The 17,265-nt window shown below is 75.3% G+C and carries 15 protein-coding genes; 9 read left to right on the forward strand and 6 right to left on the reverse strand.

Features of this window, described 5'->3' with window-relative positions; all coding sequences use genetic code 11:
• Positions 1-6 precede the first annotated feature (6 nt).
• From recR to ACI79V_RS18475, 6 genes are all read left to right on the forward strand, one after another.
• The gene (gene recR / locus ACI79V_RS18450; protein ID WP_110004524.1) at positions 7-606 is read left to right on the forward strand and encodes a recombination mediator RecR; all 600 of its coding nucleotides are present in this window, start codon (positions 7-9) and stop codon (positions 604-606) included.
• A gap of 225 nt (positions 607-831) precedes the next feature.
• Positions 832-2,535, forward strand: coding sequence for an ABC transporter substrate-binding protein (locus ACI79V_RS18455; protein ID WP_456891513.1), 1,704 nt, complete (start codon positions 832-834; stop codon positions 2,533-2,535).
• 97 nt (positions 2,536-2,632) lie between these two features.
• A complete protein-coding gene (locus tag ACI79V_RS18460) occupies positions 2,633-3,637 on the forward strand; it encodes an ABC transporter permease (protein WP_456891515.1) in 1,005 nt (334 codons plus the stop codon).
• Entirely contained in the window at positions 3,634-4,575 is a 942-nt protein-coding gene (locus ACI79V_RS18465; RefSeq protein ID WP_456891516.1) for an ABC transporter permease, read from the forward strand. Before ACI79V_RS18460 ends, ACI79V_RS18465 begins: the two co-directional genes overlap by 4 nt.
• A gap of 4 nt (positions 4,576-4,579) precedes the next feature.
• Complete coding sequence (locus tag ACI79V_RS18470; protein WP_456891518.1) at positions 4,580-5,650, forward strand: ABC transporter ATP-binding protein; 1,071 nt, start codon at positions 4,580-4,582, stop codon at positions 5,648-5,650.
• The gene (locus ACI79V_RS18475; RefSeq protein WP_456891520.1) at positions 5,647-6,786 is read left to right on the forward strand and encodes an ABC transporter ATP-binding protein; all 1,140 of its coding nucleotides are present in this window, start codon (positions 5,647-5,649) and stop codon (positions 6,784-6,786) included. The genes ACI79V_RS18470 and ACI79V_RS18475 overlap by 4 nt, the downstream gene beginning before the upstream one ends.
• Before the next feature lie 42 nt (positions 6,787-6,828).
• Here ACI79V_RS18475 and ACI79V_RS18480 read toward each other — a convergent pair whose 3' ends face one another.
• Positions 6,829-7,185 (reverse strand): Rieske (2Fe-2S) protein, encoded by a 357-nt coding sequence (locus ACI79V_RS18480; RefSeq protein WP_456891522.1) that lies wholly within the window; start codon positions 7,183-7,185, stop codon positions 6,829-6,831.
• Positions 7,186-7,308: 123 nt separating this feature from the next.
• Between ACI79V_RS18480 and ACI79V_RS18485 the strand changes: the two genes are divergently transcribed.
• Together ACI79V_RS18485 and ACI79V_RS18490 are read left to right on the forward strand one after the other, a co-directional pair.
• Positions 7,309-9,387, forward strand: coding sequence for a TPM domain-containing protein (locus tag ACI79V_RS18485; protein WP_456891536.1), 2,079 nt, complete (start codon positions 7,309-7,311; stop codon positions 9,385-9,387).
• A 98-nt stretch (positions 9,388-9,485) separates the two neighbouring features.
• The gene (locus tag ACI79V_RS18490; protein ID WP_456891524.1) at positions 9,486-10,232 is read left to right on the forward strand and encodes a VOC family protein; all 747 of its coding nucleotides are present in this window, start codon (positions 9,486-9,488) and stop codon (positions 10,230-10,232) included.
• Positions 10,233-10,274: 42 nt separating this feature from the next.
• Here ACI79V_RS18490 and ACI79V_RS18495 read toward each other — a convergent pair whose 3' ends face one another.
• From ACI79V_RS18495 to ACI79V_RS18515, 5 genes are all read right to left on the reverse strand, one after another.
• Positions 10,275-10,703: a PPOX class F420-dependent oxidoreductase gene (locus ACI79V_RS18495; protein WP_456891526.1), complete on the reverse strand. Its 429-nt coding sequence runs from the start codon at positions 10,701-10,703 to the stop codon at positions 10,275-10,277.
• Positions 10,700-11,671, reverse strand: coding sequence for a pirin family protein (locus ACI79V_RS18500; RefSeq protein ID WP_456891528.1), 972 nt, complete (start codon positions 11,669-11,671; stop codon positions 10,700-10,702). The genes ACI79V_RS18495 and ACI79V_RS18500 overlap by 4 nt, the downstream gene beginning before the upstream one ends.
• Positions 11,672-11,681: 10 nt before the next feature.
• A complete protein-coding gene (locus ACI79V_RS18505; RefSeq protein WP_456891530.1) occupies positions 11,682-12,689 on the reverse strand; it encodes a pirin family protein in 1,008 nt (335 codons plus the stop codon).
• Positions 12,690-12,771: 82 nt separating this feature from the next.
• Positions 12,772-14,310 (reverse strand): Mur ligase family protein, encoded by a 1,539-nt coding sequence (locus ACI79V_RS18510; RefSeq protein ID WP_456891532.1) that lies wholly within the window; start codon positions 14,308-14,310, stop codon positions 12,772-12,774.
• Between the two features lie 55 nt (positions 14,311-14,365).
• Positions 14,366-15,154: a hypothetical protein gene (locus ACI79V_RS18515; protein WP_456891533.1), complete on the reverse strand. Its 789-nt coding sequence runs from the start codon at positions 15,152-15,154 to the stop codon at positions 14,366-14,368.
• 163 nt (positions 15,155-15,317) lie between these two features.
• On the opposite strand from ACI79V_RS18515, the gene ACI79V_RS18520 reads away from it, so the two are divergent.
• On the forward strand, positions 15,318-17,126 hold the full coding sequence (locus ACI79V_RS18520; RefSeq protein WP_456891535.1) for an ABC-F family ATP-binding cassette domain-containing protein: 1,809 nt from the start codon (positions 15,318-15,320) through the stop codon (positions 17,124-17,126).
• Positions 17,127-17,265 lie beyond the last annotated feature (139 nt).

Consider the following 17,265-nt stretch of genomic DNA (forward strand, 5'->3'; position numbering starts at 1 on the left):
AGCACCGTGTACGAGGGGGCCGTCCAGGACCTCATCGACGAGCTCGGCCGCCTGCCCGGCGTCGGGCCCAAGAGCGCGCAGCGCATCGCCTTCCACCTGCTGGCCGCCGAGTCCGCCGACGTCGGCCGGCTGGTCGCGGCGCTGCAGCGCGTGCAGGCCGAGGTCCGCTTCTGCGTGACCTGCTACAACGTCGCCGAGGGCGAGCAGTGCCGGATCTGCCGCGACCCGCGCCGCTCCGACGACGTCATCTGCGTCGTCGAGGAGCCCAAGGACGTCGTCGCCATCGAGCGCACCCGCGAGTTCCGCGGCCGCTACCACGTCCTCGGCGGGGCGATCAGCCCGATCGAGGGCGTCGGCCCCGACGACCTGCGGGTCAAGGAGCTCATGACCCGGCTCATGGACGGCACCGTCACCGAGCTGATCATCGCCACCGACCCCAACCTCGAGGGCGAGGCCACCGCGGCCTACCTCGCGCGGCTCGTCGGCCCGCTGGGCCTGGCCGTGTCCCGGCTGGCCAGCGGTCTGCCCGTGGGCGGTGACCTCGAGTACGCCGACGAGATCACGCTGGGCCGCGCGTTCGAGGGGCGCCGCCGCATCGACGCCTGAGGGGGACCCCGCCGGCACGTCACCTGACTCGTCGTGAACGGCGGGTGACCTGCGGGGGAACGGCGTCAGGTCTCGAATCGGTGTCGAAACCCCTCCCTCTGTCATCGCGGTCACAGCCCGGACCTAGGGTCCCTGTGCACGCCGTCCGGAGGTCCTGCTCCGGACGGCCGACCACTCCGGATCTCATCCGGCCCAGCACCGGGCCGAGAAGGCAGGTCTCCCGCGATGCAGCGTCGACCACAGCGAGTGCTGGCCGCCTCGGCGGCCGCACTGACGGCCGTCACCCTGGCCGCATGTGCCTCCAGCGACCGGGACTCCGGCGGCGGGGAGGGCGGCGAGGCACAGTCCGGCGGCACCCTCGTCTTCGGTGCCACCTCCGACCCCGTGATGCTGGACCCGGCCTTCGCCAGCGACGGTGAGACCTTCCGGGTCATCCGGCAGATCTACGAGGGGCTGCTGACCAACGAGCCCGGAGGCACGGACCCCGTTCCGGCTCTCGCCGAGGACTGGGAGGCCAGCGAGGACGGGCTCGAGTACACCTTCAGCCTGCGCGAGGGCGTGCAGTTCCACGACGGCACCGACTTCAACGCCGAGGCGGTCTGCTTCAACTTCGAGCGCTGGTTCAACTTCGAGGGGCTGGCGCAGAGCCCCAGCGCCTCGACCTACTACCAGGACGTCTTCGGGGGCTTCGCCAGCACGCCGGAGACCCCCAACATCTATGCCGGGTGCGAGGCGTCCGACGAGACCACCGCGGTGATCCGACTCAACCGGGTGACGAGCAAGTTCCCGGCCGCCCTGTCCCTGCCCGCCTTCTCGATCGCGAGTCCGACCGCGCTCCAGGAGTACGACGCCGACAACCTCTCCGGCAGCGAGGACGCGCTCACCTATCCGGCCTACGCCCTGGAGCACCCGGTGGGCACCGGTCCGTTCCGGTTCGAGAGCTGGGACCGCGGCAACGGCGAGGTCACCATCGTCCGCAACGAGGACTACTGGGGCGACGCCGCGCTGCTCGACGAGATCATCTTCCGCGCCATCCCCGACGGGAACGCCCGGCGGCAGGAGCTGCAGGCCGGCTCGATCGACGCCTACGACTTCGTGGCCCCGGCGGACTACCAGACCCTCGAGGACGAGGGCCTGCAGATCCTGGTCCGTGACCCGTTCAACGTCCTCTACCTGGGGATCAACGGCGGGGGCATCCCGGACTCGGGCGCCAACCCGGCGCTGCAGGACATCCGGGTGCGCCAGGCGATCGCACACGCCATCGACCGCGAGACGATCGTGAACTCGCTGCTGCCCGAGGGCGCCGAGGCGGCCACCCAGTTCATGCCGCCGACCGTCGACGGGTGGACCGAGGACGTCACCACCTACGACTACGACCCCGACCGCGCTCGCCAGCTGCTCCAGGAGGCCGGTGCCGAGGGGACGACGCTGCGGTTCTTCTACCCGACCGAGGTCAGCCGGCCCTACCTGCCGGACCCGGCCGCGATGTTCCAGGTGATCAACCAGAACCTCACCGACGCTGGGTTCACCATCGAGCCGACCGCGCTGCCGTGGAGCCCGGACTACCTCAACGTCGCGCAGGCCGGCGGCGCTGACATCCACCTGCTCGGCTGGACGGGCGACTACAACGACGCCTACAACTTCATCGGCACGTTCTTCGCCGCGAAGGCCGACGGCCTGGCGAAGGCGGAGTTCGGGGCCTTCAACAACCCGGAGATCTTCCAGACCCTGGCCGAGGCCGACCAGGAGCCCGAGGCGAGCCGCCGCACCGAGCTCTACCAGGAGGCCAACCGGCTGATCATGGACTACCTGCCGGGTGTCCCGATCTCGCACTCCCCGCCGGCACTGGCGGTCGCCGAGAACGTGCAGGGCCTCGAGCCCAGCCCGCTGACCGCCGAGGTCTTCTCGACGGTGTCGATCAGCGACTGAGCTCCACCGCCGGCCGCGCCGGGGCAGGCCCGTCCTGTCCCGGCGCGGCCGGTCCCGTGTCCGGTCGTGCCCCGTCGTGGAGAGGTGACCCGAGCGCGTGCTCCGCTTCATCGTCCGGCGGCTCCTCCAGCTGATCCCGATCCTGCTGGGGCTGTCCGTGCTGCTCTTCGCCTGGCTGCGCGCCCTGCCCGGGGGGCCGGCCCAGGCCGCCCTGGGTGAGCGCGCGACGCCCGAGGCGATCGCCCGCTACAACGAGCTGTTCGGGCTCGACCAGCCGCTCTACGTCCAGTACCTGCGCTTCCTCGGCCGCGCCGTCCAGCTCGACTTCGGCAACTCCTCCCGCACCGGGCGCCCGGTCACCGAGGAGTTCCTCGAGCGGATGCCCGGCACCATCGAGCTCACGGTCTTCGCGATGGTGTTCGCGATCGGCGTCGGCATCCCGCTGGGCTACCTGGCCGCCCGCAAGCACGGCAGCTGGCTGGACTCGGCGTCGGTCATCGGCTCGCTGCTCGGCGTCGCGATCCCGGTCTTCTTCCTCGCCTACCTGCTGCGCCTGCTGTTCGCCGTGGAGCTGGGCTGGCTGCCCGGCTCGGGACGCCAGGAGGTGCGCATCGACGCCACCCGCGTCACGAACTTCTACGTCCTCGACGGCCTGCTCACCCGGGAGTGGGACGCCGCCTGGGACGCCTTCCTGCACCTGGTGCTGCCGGGCATCGCGCTGGGCACCATCCCGCTGGCGATCATCGTGCGGATCACCCGGGCCTCGGTCCTCGACGTGGTGAACGAGGACTACGTGCGCACGGCCAACGCCAAGGGGCTGGCGACGGCGACCGTCCGGCGGCGGCACGTCCTGCGCAACGCGCTGCTGCCGGTGTCGACGACGATCGGCCTGCAGACCGGGCTCCTGCTCTCCGGTGCAGTGCTCACCGAGACCGTGTTCGCGTTCGGCGGCGTCGGCTCGGCCATCTTCGACTCGATATTCGCCCGGGACTTCGCCGTCCTCCAGGGCTTCATCCTCATGCTGTCGGTGATGTATGTGCTGATCAACCTGCTCGTCGACATCTCGTACGGCCTGCTCGACCCGCGGGTGCGCGTCCGATGACCGCGGTCGGCGACGTCCGGCGGCGGCGCATCGACGAGCTCGCCGCCCGCGCGGGTCAGGTGCCCGAGGGCGAGGGCGGCCTCTCGCTGACCCGCAGCGCCTTCCGCCGGCTGCGGCGCGACCCCGTGGCCATCGCCGGCGCGATCATCGTCGTCGTCTTCCTGCTGGTCGCGGCCTTCGCCCCGCTCCTGGCCCCGCGCGACCCCCTGACGCAGTACCTGCTCAGCGAGATCCGGCCGGGTTCCATACCCGGCAGCCGCGAGGGCTTCCCGCTGGGCGTGGACAACCTCGGCCGCGACCTGCTCAGCCGGCTGATCGTCGGGTCCCGGCAGTCGCTGCTCATCGGCGTGGTCTCCACGCTGCTCGGCGCCGCAGTCGGCATGGCGCTCGGCGTGCTGGCGGGTGCGTTCGGCGGCTGGGTGGACACCGTCGTCATGCGGTTCGTCGACATCCTGCTGTCGCTGCCCAGCCTGCTGATGGCCATCAGCATCTCGGTGCTCCTCGGGGCGAACCAGTGGGCGCTGATGATCGCCATCGCGGTCACCCAGGTGCCGGTCTTCGCCCGGCTGCTGCGCGGGTCGATGCTCGCCCAGCGCGACAGCGACTACGCTCTCGCCGCGCGGGCCCTGGGCGTCCGCCGCGGCCGCATCGTCTTCGGCCACGTGCTGCCCAACTCGCTGTCGCCGGTGATCGTCCAGGCGACGCTGTCGCTGGCGACGGCGATCATCGAGGCGGCCGCGCTGTCCTTCCTCGGCCTGGGCGACCCCGATCTCGCCCGTCCCGAGTGGGGCGCCATGCTGTCCAACGCCCAGGCGTTCCTGTCCATCCGGCCGGAGCTGGCCATCTACCCGGCCCTGTGCATCGTCGTCGTCGCCCTGGGCTTCACGCTGCTGGGCGAATCACTGCGCGAGGCCCTCGACCCGAAGTTCCGGAGGTGACCGGGTGACCATCGAGTCGATGCCGTCCCGCGACGCGGGCGCCCCCGGTGCCCCCGTCCTCGACGTCGACGGGCTCACCGTCACCTTCACGCGCAGGGGCGAGCAGTCCACCCGCGCCGTCGACGGGGTCAGCTTCTCCGTCGCGCCGGGGGAGACCGTGGGCCTGGTCGGGGAGTCCGGCTGCGGCAAGTCGGTGACCTCGCTGGCGGTCATGGGGCTGCTGCCCAGCCGCGGCGTTCAGGTCGGCGGCTCGGTGCGGCTGGACGGCCAGGAGTTGATCGGCGCCCCGGACCGGACGCTGCGCCGGCTGCGCGGCGCGGACATGGCCATGGTGTTCCAGGACCCGCTGTCGTCGTTGAACCCCACGGTGCCCATCGGCACCCAGGTCACCGAGGTCCTGCTCGAGCACCGGGAGATGTCGAAGAAGGAGGCGGCCGACGAGGCCACCCGCCTGCTCGACCGCGTCGGCATCCCCGACCCCGGCCGCCGGCTCAAGGAGTACCCGCACCAGCTCTCCGGCGGCATGCGCCAACGGGCGCTCATCGCGATGGCGCTGGCGTGCGCCCCGCGCCTGCTCATCGCCGACGAGCCGACCACCGCCCTCGACGTCACCATCCAGGCGCAGATCCTCGAGCTGCTCCGCGAGCTGGTGGTCGACTCGGGCACAGCGCTGGTGATGATCACCCACGACCTCGGCGTGGTCGCCGGGCTCTGCGACCGGGTGCACGTCATGTACTCCGGCCGGATCATCGAGTCCGCCGACCGTCACGAACTGTTCGCGCGGCCCCGCCACCCCTACACCGGCGGGCTGCTCGCCTCGGTGCCACGGCTCGACGGGGCCCGCGGCGCACCGCTGCACCCGATCCGCGGCTCCGCCCGCGACGTCATCCCCTGGGCCGAGGGGTGCGCGTTCGCCCCGCGGTGCGACAACGCCCAGGACGACTGCCTCACCGAGGTCGCCGGCAGCACCGTGGCGCTCGAGGACGACGGTCCCGGCCGCGAGCTGCGCTGCCGCCACCCCCTGCAGCACCCGAGGTCCCCGGCCGGGGCCACCGCGTCCGGAGCCGCCCGATGACCGCCGTCCCCGCCGCCGACCCCCTCCTGCGGGTCGAGGGCCTGCAGGTGTACTTCCCGATCAAGCGCGGCCTGGTCGTCGACCGCACCGTGGGCCACGTCCGCGCCGTCGACGGCGTCGACCTGAGTATCGACCGCGGCACCACCTACGGGCTGGTGGGGGAGTCCGGCTGCGGCAAGTCCACGCTCGGCCGCGCCGTCCTGCGCCTGGTCGAGCCCACCGCGGGGAAGGTCGTCTTCGACGGCACCGACGTCGCCTCGCTCCAGGGTGAGCCGCTGCGGACGATGCGCCGCCGGATGCAGATGGTGTTCCAGGACCCGCTGGGCAGCCTCGACCCCCGGCAGAACGTCGAGTCGCTGCTGTCCGAGCCGCTGCACGCGCACGGCCTGGGCGGCGGCAGGCGCGGCATCGCCGAGCGGATCCGCACCCTGCTCGACGCCGTCGGGCTGCCCTCGGCGGCGCTGCGCCGCTACCCGCACGAGTTCTCCGGCGGCCAGCGCCAGCGCATCGGCATCGCCCGCGCCATCGCGCTCGAGCCCGACCTGCTCATCGCCGACGAGCCGGTCTCCGCGCTCGACGTCAGCGTCCAGGCGCAGGTGGTCAACCTGCTCGAGGAGCTGCAGGAGCGGCTCGGTCTGACCTACCTGGTCATCGCGCACGACCTCGCCGTGGTGCGGCACATCAGCGACGTCGTCGGCGTCATGTACCTGGGGTCGCTGGTCGAGCAGGCGCCCTCCGACGTCCTGTACACCGAGCCGCTGCACCCCTACAGCCGGGCGCTGCTGAGCGCCGTCCCGGTGCCCGACCCGGTGGTCGAGGAGAGCCGCGAGCGCATCCTGCTGGCCGGCGACCTCCCCTCACCGGCCAACCCGCCCAGCGGCTGCCGGTTCCACACCCGGTGCCCCTGGCGGCAGGAGACCCGCTGCGACGACGAGGTCCCGGCGCTGCGCGAGCTGGGCACGGGGCACCTGGTGGCCTGCCACTGGGCCGAGGAGATCCGCGACGGCCTGCTGCAGCCCCGGTCGGCCGAGGAGGTGGCCGCCACCCAGGGCGTCAGCGTGCGCCCGACGGGGGTGGCCAACCCGGAGTCCGACGCGCTGGTGCAGGGCGTCGACGAGCCGATCGAGTGGCGCTGAGCGCACCACTCCTGCGGGCGCGCGGCAGGTGCCCGCGAGGCCTCACTCCACGACGACGTCGTCGCCGCGGCGCAGGGCCTTCCTGACCCGCAGCCGCAGGAGGTGCGCGTAGCCGCGGACGAGCTGGGTGTAGCCCGGGGTCGGCCCGTGGTAGCCGAGGAAGCCGCGCGGGCCCTCGACCATGTCCCCGGTGCGGACGTCGTAGCGCGCCTGGTGCCACGGGCAGACCAGGCAGCCGTCGGCGTCCAGTGACCCCTCCGACAGGTCGGCGAGCTGGTGGCGGCAGCGGCGGGAGAGGGCGGAGTACTCCCCGTCGCGGTTGACGACGGCCCACTTCCCGGCCCGGCCCACCGTCCCCGGGGGCAGCCGGTCGGCGGGGATGCGGTCGGACTGGCTCACGGGGGTCCTCCTGGGCTCGGGGCGCGGTCGGGAGCCCACTACCCGGTGGTGCGCGTCCTACCCTGGGCGGCCGCTCCGGCGGCGACTCCCTCGTGCCCGACCTAGGGTCGGTCCGTGCGCCGGATGGTGGGAGTCCTCGCGGTCGCGGCGGCCCTCGTGCTCGCCGGCGGCGGCCCGGCGCTGGCCGAGCAGCCGTTCTCCGTGCCCGGTGAGGTGACCGACGTCGCCGGCGTGCTCGGCGGGGACGCCGCCCGGGTCCAACAGGCCGTCGACGACCGGCAGGCCGACGACGGCACGCAGGTCTTCGTCGTCTACGTGTCCTCCTTCGACGGCATCCGCTCCGGCGACTGGGCCCTGCAGACGGCGGAGGCCTCGGGTCTGGGCCGGACCGACGTGCTGCTCGCCGTGGCCGTCGGCGACCGGCAGTACGGCTACTGGGTCGACGACGCGTTCCCGCAGAACACCGACGAGATCGACTCGTTCCTCGCCACCGACGTCGAGCCCGAGCTCGCCGCCGACGACTGGGGCGGGGCGGCGGTGGCCTTCGCCGAGGGCATCGGCGGCTCCTCCGGCGCGGGCGGGTCGGACAGCGGGTCGGGGAGCGGGTCCGGCGCGGTGACCGCGGCGGTGCTCGGCGGGGTCGCGGTCGTCGGCACCGGTGCCTACCTGGTGTCCCGCTCGCGGCGCCGGCGCGGGACACAGCCACCGCCGGCCACCCGGCTGGAGCGGCCCGACCCGCACGCCGGCGTGCCCACCGAGGAGCTGCAGGGCCGGGCCAGTGCCGCGCTGCTCGACCTCGACGAGGCGGTGAAGACCTCGCAGCTCGACCTCGACTTCGCCAGGCTGCAGTACGGCGAGGCGGCGGTGGCCGGGTTCACCGAGGCGCTGGGGCAGTCGCGGCAGGAGCTGACCCGGGCGTTCTCGCTCCGTCAGCGGCTCGACGACGAGGTGCCGGAGGACGAGCCGACGCGGCGGGCGCTGCTGGCCGAGATCCTGCAGCTGACCTCGACCGCCGACGCCCGGCTCGACGAGCAGGCCCAGGCCTTCGAGCAGCTGCGCGACCTCGAGCGGACCGCGCCCCAGGTCCTGGAGGGGCTCGCCGCGCGGATCACCGCGCTGCACGGCCGGCTCCCCCAGGACGAGCAGCGGCTGGCCCGGCTGCGGCAGCGCTACGCGGCCGCCGCGCTGGCGCCGGTCGCGGACAACGTCGAGCAGGCCCGGGCCCGGCTGGCCGCTGCCGAGCACGAGGCGGCGGAGGCCCGCGCCGCGCTGGACGCCGGACGGTCCGGGGAGGCGGTGGGCGACCTGCGCGCGGCCGAGGACGCCGCCGCCCAGGTGGGCACGCTGCTCGACGCCGTGGGCCGGCTCGAGCGCGACCTGGAGGACGCGGCCGCCCGCCTGCCCGCCGTCCGCGCCGAGACCGAGGAGGACCTCGCCGAGGCCCGCGCGCTGGTGGCCGCCGGGGACGCCGGCGGGCTGCGGCCGCAGGTCGCCCGCGCCGAGGCCGGGCTGGCCACCGCCGACGAGGCGATGGCCGCCGTCGGGGGAGCGCTGCCCGACCCGCTCACCGCGCTGCGCCGGCTCGAGGAGGCCGACCTCGCGCTGGAGCAGGCGCTGGCCGTGGCGCGCGACGCGCAGACCCGTGCCCGCCGGGCGGCCGCCGCGCTGGACCAGACCCTGCTGCGCGCCCGGTCGACGGTGGCCGCGGCCGCCGACTTCGTCGCCACCCGGCGCGGCGCGGTCGGGCCCGAGGCACGCACCCGGCTGGCCGAGGCCCAGCGCCACCTCGACGCCGCGGTGGGGATCGGCGGCTCGGATCCCCAGGCCGCGTTGCAGGAGGCGCAGCTGGCCGACCAGCTCGCCCAGCAGGCGCTGCAGTACGCGCAGTCCGACGTGTCGGCCTGGTCGTCGGGCTACGGCGGTGGGTACGGCGGCGGCTACGGGCCCGGCTACGGGCCCGGCCACGGGCCCGGCCACGGCGGGGAGTACGGCGGCCGCGGTGGGGTGGACCTGGGCAGTCTCGTGCTCGGCGGCATCCTCGCCGGGGGCATGCGCGGCGGCGGGTTCGGCGGCTACGGCGGCGGGTTCGGCGGGGGGCTCGGTGGCGGGCGCGGTGGCGGGTTCGGCGGCGGGGGCCGGCCGCGCGGCGGCGGCTTCGGCGGTTCCCGCAGCCGCGGCCGGTCCGGCGGCGGCCGCTTCTGACGCCCGTTCGTGTGCACTTCCGCGGAAGTGCACACGAGGGGTCTGCCGGAGTGTCGGTGCCCGGTGGGACGGTGCCCTCCCCACCCCGAGGAGGAACCATGCCCACCCGGAACACCCCCTGGCCCGACGGCACTCCCTGCTGGGTCGACTACGGCGCTGCCGACGTCGAGGCCGCCAAGTCCTTCTACGGCTCGTTGCTGGGCTGGGAGTGGACGGCGGACTCGCCGGAGTTCGGCGGCTACGTCAACGCGCTCAAGGACGGGCGCCAGGCCGCCGGCCTCGGTCCGCTGATGGAGCCGGGCGCCTCGCCCTCGTGGACGACGTACTTCGCCGCGAGCGACGCCGCGGCCACCTGCGACCGCATCCGCGCGGCCGGCGGCACCGTCGTCGTCGAGCCGATGGAGGTCGGGCCGATGGGCACGATGGTCGTGGCGCGCGACCCGCAGGGGAACCAGTTCGGCCTGTGGCAGGCCGGCACCCACACCGGCGCCGAGGTCCACAACGAGCCCGGCTCGCTGGCGTGGAACGACGCCGCCGTCGACGACCCGGCCGCCGCGCAGGCCTTCTACTCCGCGGTGTTCGGCTTCCGCTTCGACGAGCTCGAGGGCATGGGCGGCTACGCGACCTTCGCCACCGACGAGCGCCCGCTGGGCGGGCTCGGCGGCGTGACCCCGGGGGCGCCGAAGGGCTGGACCACCTGCTTCTCCGTCGCGTCCACCGACGAGACGGTCGCCGCCGTCGAGGCCGCCGGTGGGAAGGTCACCATGGCCGCGCAGGACACCGAGTTCGGCCGGTTCGCCGTCGTCACCGACCCATGGGGCGCGGCCTTCTCTGTGATGCAGTGACGTCGTCGTGCTGAGGGAGGACCCGCTGCCGGAGGTCCTCCCTCAGCCGCGGACCTGGCCGTAGGTGTGCTCGGGACGGAAGCGGACCACCAGGCGGCGGTCGGCCACCATCGCCCGGCGGTAGTCGTCCCAGTCCCCGTGCTCGCCGGAGGCGCCGCGGTAGTAGGTGATCAGCTCCTCCACGGTGGCGTCGTGCGGGTCGGCCGCCACCGGGGTGAGCTCCGCGGTGCCCTCCACGGCCACCCAGGTCCAGAAGTCGTCCGACGAGACGTGCAGGGTCACCCGCGGGTCGGCCTGGAGGTTGCGGGTCTTGGCACGGTCGGCGGTCACCGACACCCGGAACAGCCGCTGCCCGGCGTCGTAGGCGTAGCCGACGTTGGACACCTGCGGCCGGCCGTCGCGCTTGACCGTGGCGAGGACCCCCCAGCGGCGCCCGGCCACGAAGTCGAGCATGCGGTCGTCGACGGTCATCGCACCCTCCCGCGGGCCTTGAGCGGCACCGACGGCAGCGCCGGCGAGAGCTGGCGCTCGTCGTCGGTGAACCCCGGGACGATCCCGAACCGCTCGTCCTCGGCGTTCCACCGCTCGGCGTACTCGACGATCTCCTCGCCGGAGCGGCCGACGAAGTTCCACCACATGACCAGCCGCTCCTCGAACGGCTCGCCGCCGAGCAACAGCAGCCGGGCGGGCGCGTCGGTCCGGATCCGCACCGACCGGCGTCCGGTGCCGAGGTAGAGCATCGCCCCGTGGCCCAGCGGCGCGCCCTCGACGTCGGCCCCGCCCGCGGCGCCGAGCAGGGCGTGCTCGAAGGCCGGCTCGAGCGGCACCTCGACGTCGGCCCCGGCGACGAGGTCGAGGTCGACGCCGACGATCGGGGTGTGCGCGGTGCCCGGCGAGGTGTCCCCGGCGAAGGAGCCCAGGAGCACCGTGGTGGTCAGCCCGTCGGAGGTCGTGCCGGGCAGGGTCGTGTGGTGCTCGAACGCCGGCGCGGTGTCGCGGGTGGCGTCGGGCAGCGCCACCCAGAGCTGCGCGCCGTGCAGGAACCGGGGGTGCGGCACCGGCGACTGCTCGGCGTGCGCGATGCCGTGCCCGGCGGTCATCAGCGCCAGCTCGCGCGGGCCGAACGTGACGTCGCTGCCCAGGGAGTCGCGGTGGTGGACCCGGCCCTCGATCAGCCAGGACACCGTCTGCAGCCCGGTGTGCGGGTGCGGGGTGACCTGCATGCCGGCGCTGCCGGACACGTCGTCGGGGCCGTAGTGGTCGACGAACGCCCAGGCGCCGACCATCCGCCGGCCGAGGGTGGGCAGCAGCCGCCGCACCGGGGTACCGGGGCCGAGCACGACCTCGCGGCCGGGCAGCAGGTCGAGGGCCGGGCCCGCGGGGGTCCCGTCGAGCCCGCCCAGCTCGCGCGGGACCGGCCGCGGTTCGGTGTCGCTCATGACCGGCTTCCTACTCCTGTCCGGCCTCGCCGTGGACCCCCGCGTGCGGGACGGTGGGGGCGGCGGAGCGCACTGCGGGGACCGAGCCGAGCCGCCCGGCGCGGAAGTCGTCGAAGGCCTCGACGAGCTCCTGCCGGGTGTTCATGACGAACGGGCCGTACATGGCGATCGGCTCGCGGATCGGCCGGCCGCCCAGGACGACGACGTCGAGCGCCGGGGTCCGCGACTCCTGGTGCACCGCGCCGCGGACGGTGACGGTGTCGCCGGGGCCGAGGACGGCGAGCTGCCCGGTGCGCACTGGCGCCCCGTCGATGCCCACCGAGCCCGCGCCGGAGAGCACGTAGACCAGCGCGTTGAAGTCCGGCCGCCACGGGATGTCGAGGGTGGCGCCGGGCGCGATCGTCGCGTGCACCATGGCCATCGGCGTGTAGGTGGAGCCCGGGCCGGTGTGCCCGCCGACCTCTCCGGCGATGACCCGCAGCAGGGCGCCGGCGTCGGGGCTGGCCAGCAGCACCGACTCCCGCGCGCGCAGGTCCTGGTAGCGCGGCTCGACCCACTTCTGCGCCCGCGGCAGGTTCACCCACAGCTGCAGGCCGTGGAACAACCCGCCGCTGGCCACCAGCGCCTCCGGGGGCCGCTCGATGTGCAGCACCCCGCCACCCGCGGTCATCCACTGGGTGTCGCCGTTGCTGATCGTCCCTCCGCCGCCGTGCGAGTCGGCGTGCTCGAAGGTGCCGTCGATGATGTAGGTGACGGTCTCGAAGCCGCGGTGCGGGTGCCAGGAGGTGCCCTTCGGCTCACCGGGCGCGTACTCGACCTCGCCCATCTGGTCCATGTGCAGGAACGGGTCGAGGTCGCGCAGGTCCACACCGGCGAAGGCGCGGCGCACCGGGAACCCCTCGCCCTCGAAGCCGGCGGGCGCCGTCGTCACCGAGCGGGTCCGGCGGCGGACGGTGCGCGGGGCGGGCAGCGGGACCCGAGGGAGTGTGGTGGTGTCCTCGACGGTCACGGCGGGCATGGCCGGCCTCCTCGTTGAGCGCTCAACTGGTGGCGACTGTAGCGCCGGACCGCCCTCGTGTCTTCCCGCGGACCGCCTCCGGTCAGGAGGCGCGTTCCCCGCGGTCGGCGCCGGCGGCGTCCGGCGGGCCGTGCTCGACGATGAGCGCGGTGTTGGCGACCTCGGCGTCGTCGAGGTGGACGGCGTCGCGCGGGTCGGTGGTGTCGAGCAGCCGTGTCTCGTGCCCGCGGCCGACGACGAGGACGACGTCGGCCGGGCCGGCGGCGCGGACCGCTGCGGAGATCGCCGCGCGCCGGTCGGGCACCGTCCGCACGGCCGCTCCACCGCCGAGCAGTCCGATCCGCAGCTCGCCGATGATCGCGGCCGGGTCCTCACCGTGGCTGCCCTCGTTGGTCAGCCAGACGACGTCGGCGGCCCGGGCCGACTCGCCGAGCCCCTGCCGCTTGGAGCGGTCGCGGCGGCCCCGCGCGCCGAGCACCAGGTGCAGCCGCCCGCCGGGGCCGCGCAGGTCGCGCGCGGTGGTGATCGCCGCGGCCAGGGCGCGCGGCGTGTGCGCGTAGTCGACGACGACGACCGGGCGCCCGGCCCCGCCGAGCACGGTGTTGCGCCCGCGCGGCGCGGCGACGCCCGCGAGCCCGTCGGCGATGGCGTCGGCCGGGACGCCGAGCGCCCGTCCGGCCGCCCACGCCGCGGCCAGGTTGGTCACGTGCACCCGCCCCACCAGCGGGCTGGACACCCGGTGCCCGCCGGTGTCGTCGCCGAGCAGCACCTCGGTGCCGGCCGCGCCGGTGCGCCAGCCGAGCACCCGGACGTCGGCGTCCGCGGCCGACCCCACCCGCGTCACCGGCACCGGCGCCTGGTCGGCCAGCCGCCGTCCCCAGGGGTCGTCGACGACGACGACGCCGGCCGCCGACCGGTCCCGCTCGAACAGCCGCGCCTTGCTCGACCAGTAGTGCTCGATCGTGCCGTGGTGGTCGAGGTGGTCCTCCTCGAACCCGGTGAACACCGCGACGTCGAAGCGGAGGCCGTCGATGCGGCCCATGTCCAGCGCGATGGAGGAGGCCTCGACGACCGCCCGCCGGGCGCCGGCCTCGACCATCCACCGCAGCAGCTCGTGCAGCTCGGGGGCCTCGGGCGTGGTCAGCGCCGTGCCTCGTGTCCGGCGGCCCACCGCCGCCCCGAGCGTGCCGACGACGCCGGTGGGGGTCCCGCCCGCCTCGAGGACGCCGCGGACCAGCGTGCTGGTGGTCGTCTTGCCGTTGCTGCCGGTGACGCCGACCAGGTCCAGCGCGTCGGCGGGGTCGCCAGCCAGCAGCGCGCCCAGCGGTCCGAGCTGCGCCCGCACCGACGACACCGACAGCGTGGGCAGCGCGACGTCGACCGGCCGGTCGGCCAGCAGGGCCGCGGCGCCGGCCCGGGCGGCCGCCGCGGCCCAGCGGTGCCCGTCGCTGGCCGCGCCGCGGACGCAGGCGAACAGCGAGCCGGGGACGACCCGCCGGGAGTCGGTGACCAGGCCGCGCACGAGCAGGCCGTCGTCCCCGCCCGACCGGGTGACCGGCCCGCCGGGGACACCCCGTGCGCGGTGCTCGACGGCCGACCAGCTCACCGCGGGGAGGTGCACCACCCGGACGATAGGCGGGGCGCGACCTTCTTGCAGGTCGACCGGTGGCGCACCGTCAACGGAGCAGGCGGGCGACCCCGGTCAGGCCCTCCTCGACGTCGGCGTCGGGCAGCACCTCGGTGCGCTCGGCCAGCCGGGGCCGCCACGCCGGGGGCGCCTGCTCCAGCCAGCCGGCGCCGGCGTCGGTCAGCCGGCCGTCGGAGCGCAGCGGCGCCCAGCCGCGCAGGAACCGCAGCCCCTCGGCGGCGGTGACCAGTGTCTGCGCCACGCCGCGGCGGCGGTACACCGGCTCCACGCTGACGGTGTCGACCAGGCCGGAGCGGGTCCACCAGCGCACCTCGGCGATGCGGTCGGTGGGGGCGACGCCGACGGCGGCCACCTCGTGCACCCCCACCAGCGAGCCGGGCCGGAAGGCGTTGCCGCGGAAGGCCAGCAGCGAGGTGCAGGGCACCGGGGAGGACGCGTGGTGCACCTCGGCGAACCAGATCGGCGGGCAGCGGTCGGAGATCTCGTCGGCGACGTCGATGCGGACGACCCGGCCGTCGGCGGCGCGGTGTCGCACGTCGACCTGCCAGCCGGCGGGACGGCGGCCCCGGGCGTCGACCGCGGTCATGTCGACCGGGGTGCCGTCGGGGAAGCGGTCGGAGTTGACGGCGACCAGCGAGTACTCGACCGGGCCGGGGCCGCGGCGCAGCAGCCGCGCCCACCACAGCGCCGTCGTCTCGGCGGCGGGCACGGGGAGCAGGGGTGCGGCCAGCGGGGGGACCGCCCGCAGGCGGGGGGTCGCCGGCGCCGGGACCGTCGCGTAGTGGGCCGCAGAGTGGGCCGCTGCCGTCGTGCTCATGTCGTCCTCCGCTCGTCCGCCCCGGGCACCCGGGGTGTGCTGGGGACGACTCTCCGGACGCCACTTGCGACGGCCTTGGGGTCCACTAGCGGCCGGTGTCAGGCGGTCGCCGGGCGCCGTCGCGGTCCGGCGATACTGGGGTCCTCATGACCTGGACCCGCCGGTGAGCGCCCCGCTGAACCTGCTCAACCTCGAGCGGGTGTCCAAGGCCCACGGCACGACCGTGCTGCTCGACGACGTCTCGCTCGGCGTCGCGGCCGGGGAGCGGATCGGCGTCGTCGGGCGCAACGGCAGCGGCAAGTCCACCCTGCTCGGTGTCCTCACCGGTCGCGAGGAGCCCGACAGCGGGCGGGTCACCCGCCGCGGCGACCTCGCCGTCGGCACCCTCGACCAGTCCGGCACGCTCCCGCGGGGGACGACCGTGCGCGACGTCGTGCTGCCGGCCGGTCTGTTCGCCGCCGAGCACGAGTGGGCCGCCGACGCGCGGGTCCGCAGCGTGCTGACCGGTCTGGAGCTCGACCGGCTGGGCCTCGACAGCCCGGTGGCGCCGATGTCGGGTGGCGAGCGGCGCCGGGTCGCGCTGGCCGCGCAGCTCATCCGCCCGCTGGACCTGCTGGCCCTCGACGAGCCGACCAACCACCTCGACGTCGAGGGCGTCGCGTGGCTGGCCGACTTCGTCACGCGGCGGGTGGGCGCGCTGGTGGTCGTCACCCACGACCGGTGGTTCCTCGACGAGGTGTGCACGCAGACCTGGGAGGTCGCCGACGGCGCGGTGCACTCCTACGAGGGCGGCTACGCGGCCTACACCCTGGCCCGCGCCGAGCGGGCCCGGGTGGCGGCGGCCACCGAGGAACGACGCCTCAACCTCGTGCGCAAGGAGCTGGCCTGGCTGCGCCGCGGCCCGCCCGCGCGCACCAGCAAGCCGCGGTTCCGGATCGAGGCCGCCGAGGCGCTCATCGCCGACGAGCCGCCGCCGCGGGAGACCGTGCAGCTGGAGGGCTTCGCCGCCCGGCGACTGGGGCGGACGGTGTACGACGTCGAGGACGTCGACCTCGCCGTGCCCTCCGACGCCGGACCGCGACCGCTGTTCCGCGACCTGACCTGGCACGTCGGTCCCGGCGACCGGATCGGCGTGGTCGGGGTGAACGGGGCGGGGAAGACCTCGCTGCTGCGGATGCTGGTCGGCGAGGTGGAGCCCGACCGCGGCCGGGTGGTGCGCGGGCAGACCGTGGCGCCGGCCTACCTGTCCCAGCACGTCACCGAGCTGCCCGCCCGGCTGCGCGTGCTCGAGGCGGTCCAGGAGGTCGCCCGGATCGCGCGGATCGGCCGGCAGGAGGTGTCGGCGTCGTCGCTGGCCGAGCGGTTCGGCTTCCCGGCGTCGCGGCAGTGGACGCCGGTGGGCGACCTCTCCGGCGGAGAGCGCCGGCGGCTGCAACTGCTGCGGCTGCTCATGGCCGAGCCCAACGTGCTGCTGCTCGACGAGCCCACCAACGACCTCGACATCGACACGCTCACCCAGCTCGAGGACCTGCTCGACGGCTTCCCCGGCACCGTGCTCGTCGTCAGTCACGACCGGTACTTCGTCGACCGGGTGTGCGACTCGGTGGTGGCGCTGATGGGCGACGGCTCCCTGGCCGCGCTCCCCGGCGGCGTCGAGGAGTACCTCGCGCGCCGGGCCGCCGGCGAGGCGGCCCTGCCGTCGGCGGCCGCCGGGCCCGCCCCGGCCGCGGCTCCCGCCCCCGCGGGCCCGTCGGCGGCCGAGGTGCGCGCCGCCCGCAAGGAGGCCGCCCGGCTCGAGCGCCGGCTGGAGCGGCTCGGCGCCGAGGAGGAGCGGCTGCACGCCGACCTCGCGGCCGCGGCCACCGACCACGCGCGGGTGCTGGAGCTCGACGCCCGGCTGCGGGCGCTGCACGCCGAGAAGGAGCAGGTCGAGACCGACTGGCTGGCCGCCGCGGAGCTCGCCGAGGGCTGACCCGCGTCCTCCCTCACCGCAGCGGGGGGGGGGGGGGGGGGGGGGGGGGGGGGGGGGGGGGGGGGGGGGGGGGGGGGGGGGGGGGGGGGGGGGGGGGGGGGGGGGGGGGGGGGGGGGGGGGGGGGGGGGGGGGGGGGGG

Source organism: Geodermatophilus sp. SYSU D00700 (assembly GCF_054050255.1).

Excerpts from the sequence above, each read along its gene's own strand:
- ACI79V_RS18475 (WP_456891520.1), top strand. The coding sequence starts at position 5,647 with ATGACCGCCGTCCCCGCCGCCGACCCCCTCCTGCGGGTCGAGGGCCTG.
- ACI79V_RS18500 (WP_456891528.1), bottom strand. The coding sequence starts at position 11,671 with ATGAGCGACACCGAACCGCGGCCGGTCCCGCGCGAGCTGGGCGGGCTC.
- ACI79V_RS18505 (WP_456891530.1), bottom strand. The coding sequence starts at position 12,689 with ATGCCCGCCGTGACCGTCGAGGACACCACCACACTCCCTCGGGTCCCG.
- ACI79V_RS18490 (WP_456891524.1), top strand. The coding sequence starts at position 9,486 with ATGCCCACCCGGAACACCCCCTGGCCCGACGGCACTCCCTGCTGGGTC.
- ACI79V_RS18495 (WP_456891526.1), bottom strand. The coding sequence starts at position 10,703 with ATGACCGTCGACGACCGCATGCTCGACTTCGTGGCCGGGCGCCGCTGG.
- ACI79V_RS18485 (WP_456891536.1), top strand. The coding sequence starts at position 7,309 with ATGGTGGGAGTCCTCGCGGTCGCGGCGGCCCTCGTGCTCGCCGGCGGC.
- ACI79V_RS18515 (WP_456891533.1), bottom strand. The coding sequence starts at position 15,154 with ATGAGCACGACGGCAGCGGCCCACTCTGCGGCCCACTACGCGACGGTC.
- ACI79V_RS18455 (WP_456891513.1), top strand. The coding sequence starts at position 832 with ATGCAGCGTCGACCACAGCGAGTGCTGGCCGCCTCGGCGGCCGCACTG.
- ACI79V_RS18465 (WP_456891516.1), top strand. The coding sequence starts at position 3,634 with ATGACCGCGGTCGGCGACGTCCGGCGGCGGCGCATCGACGAGCTCGCC.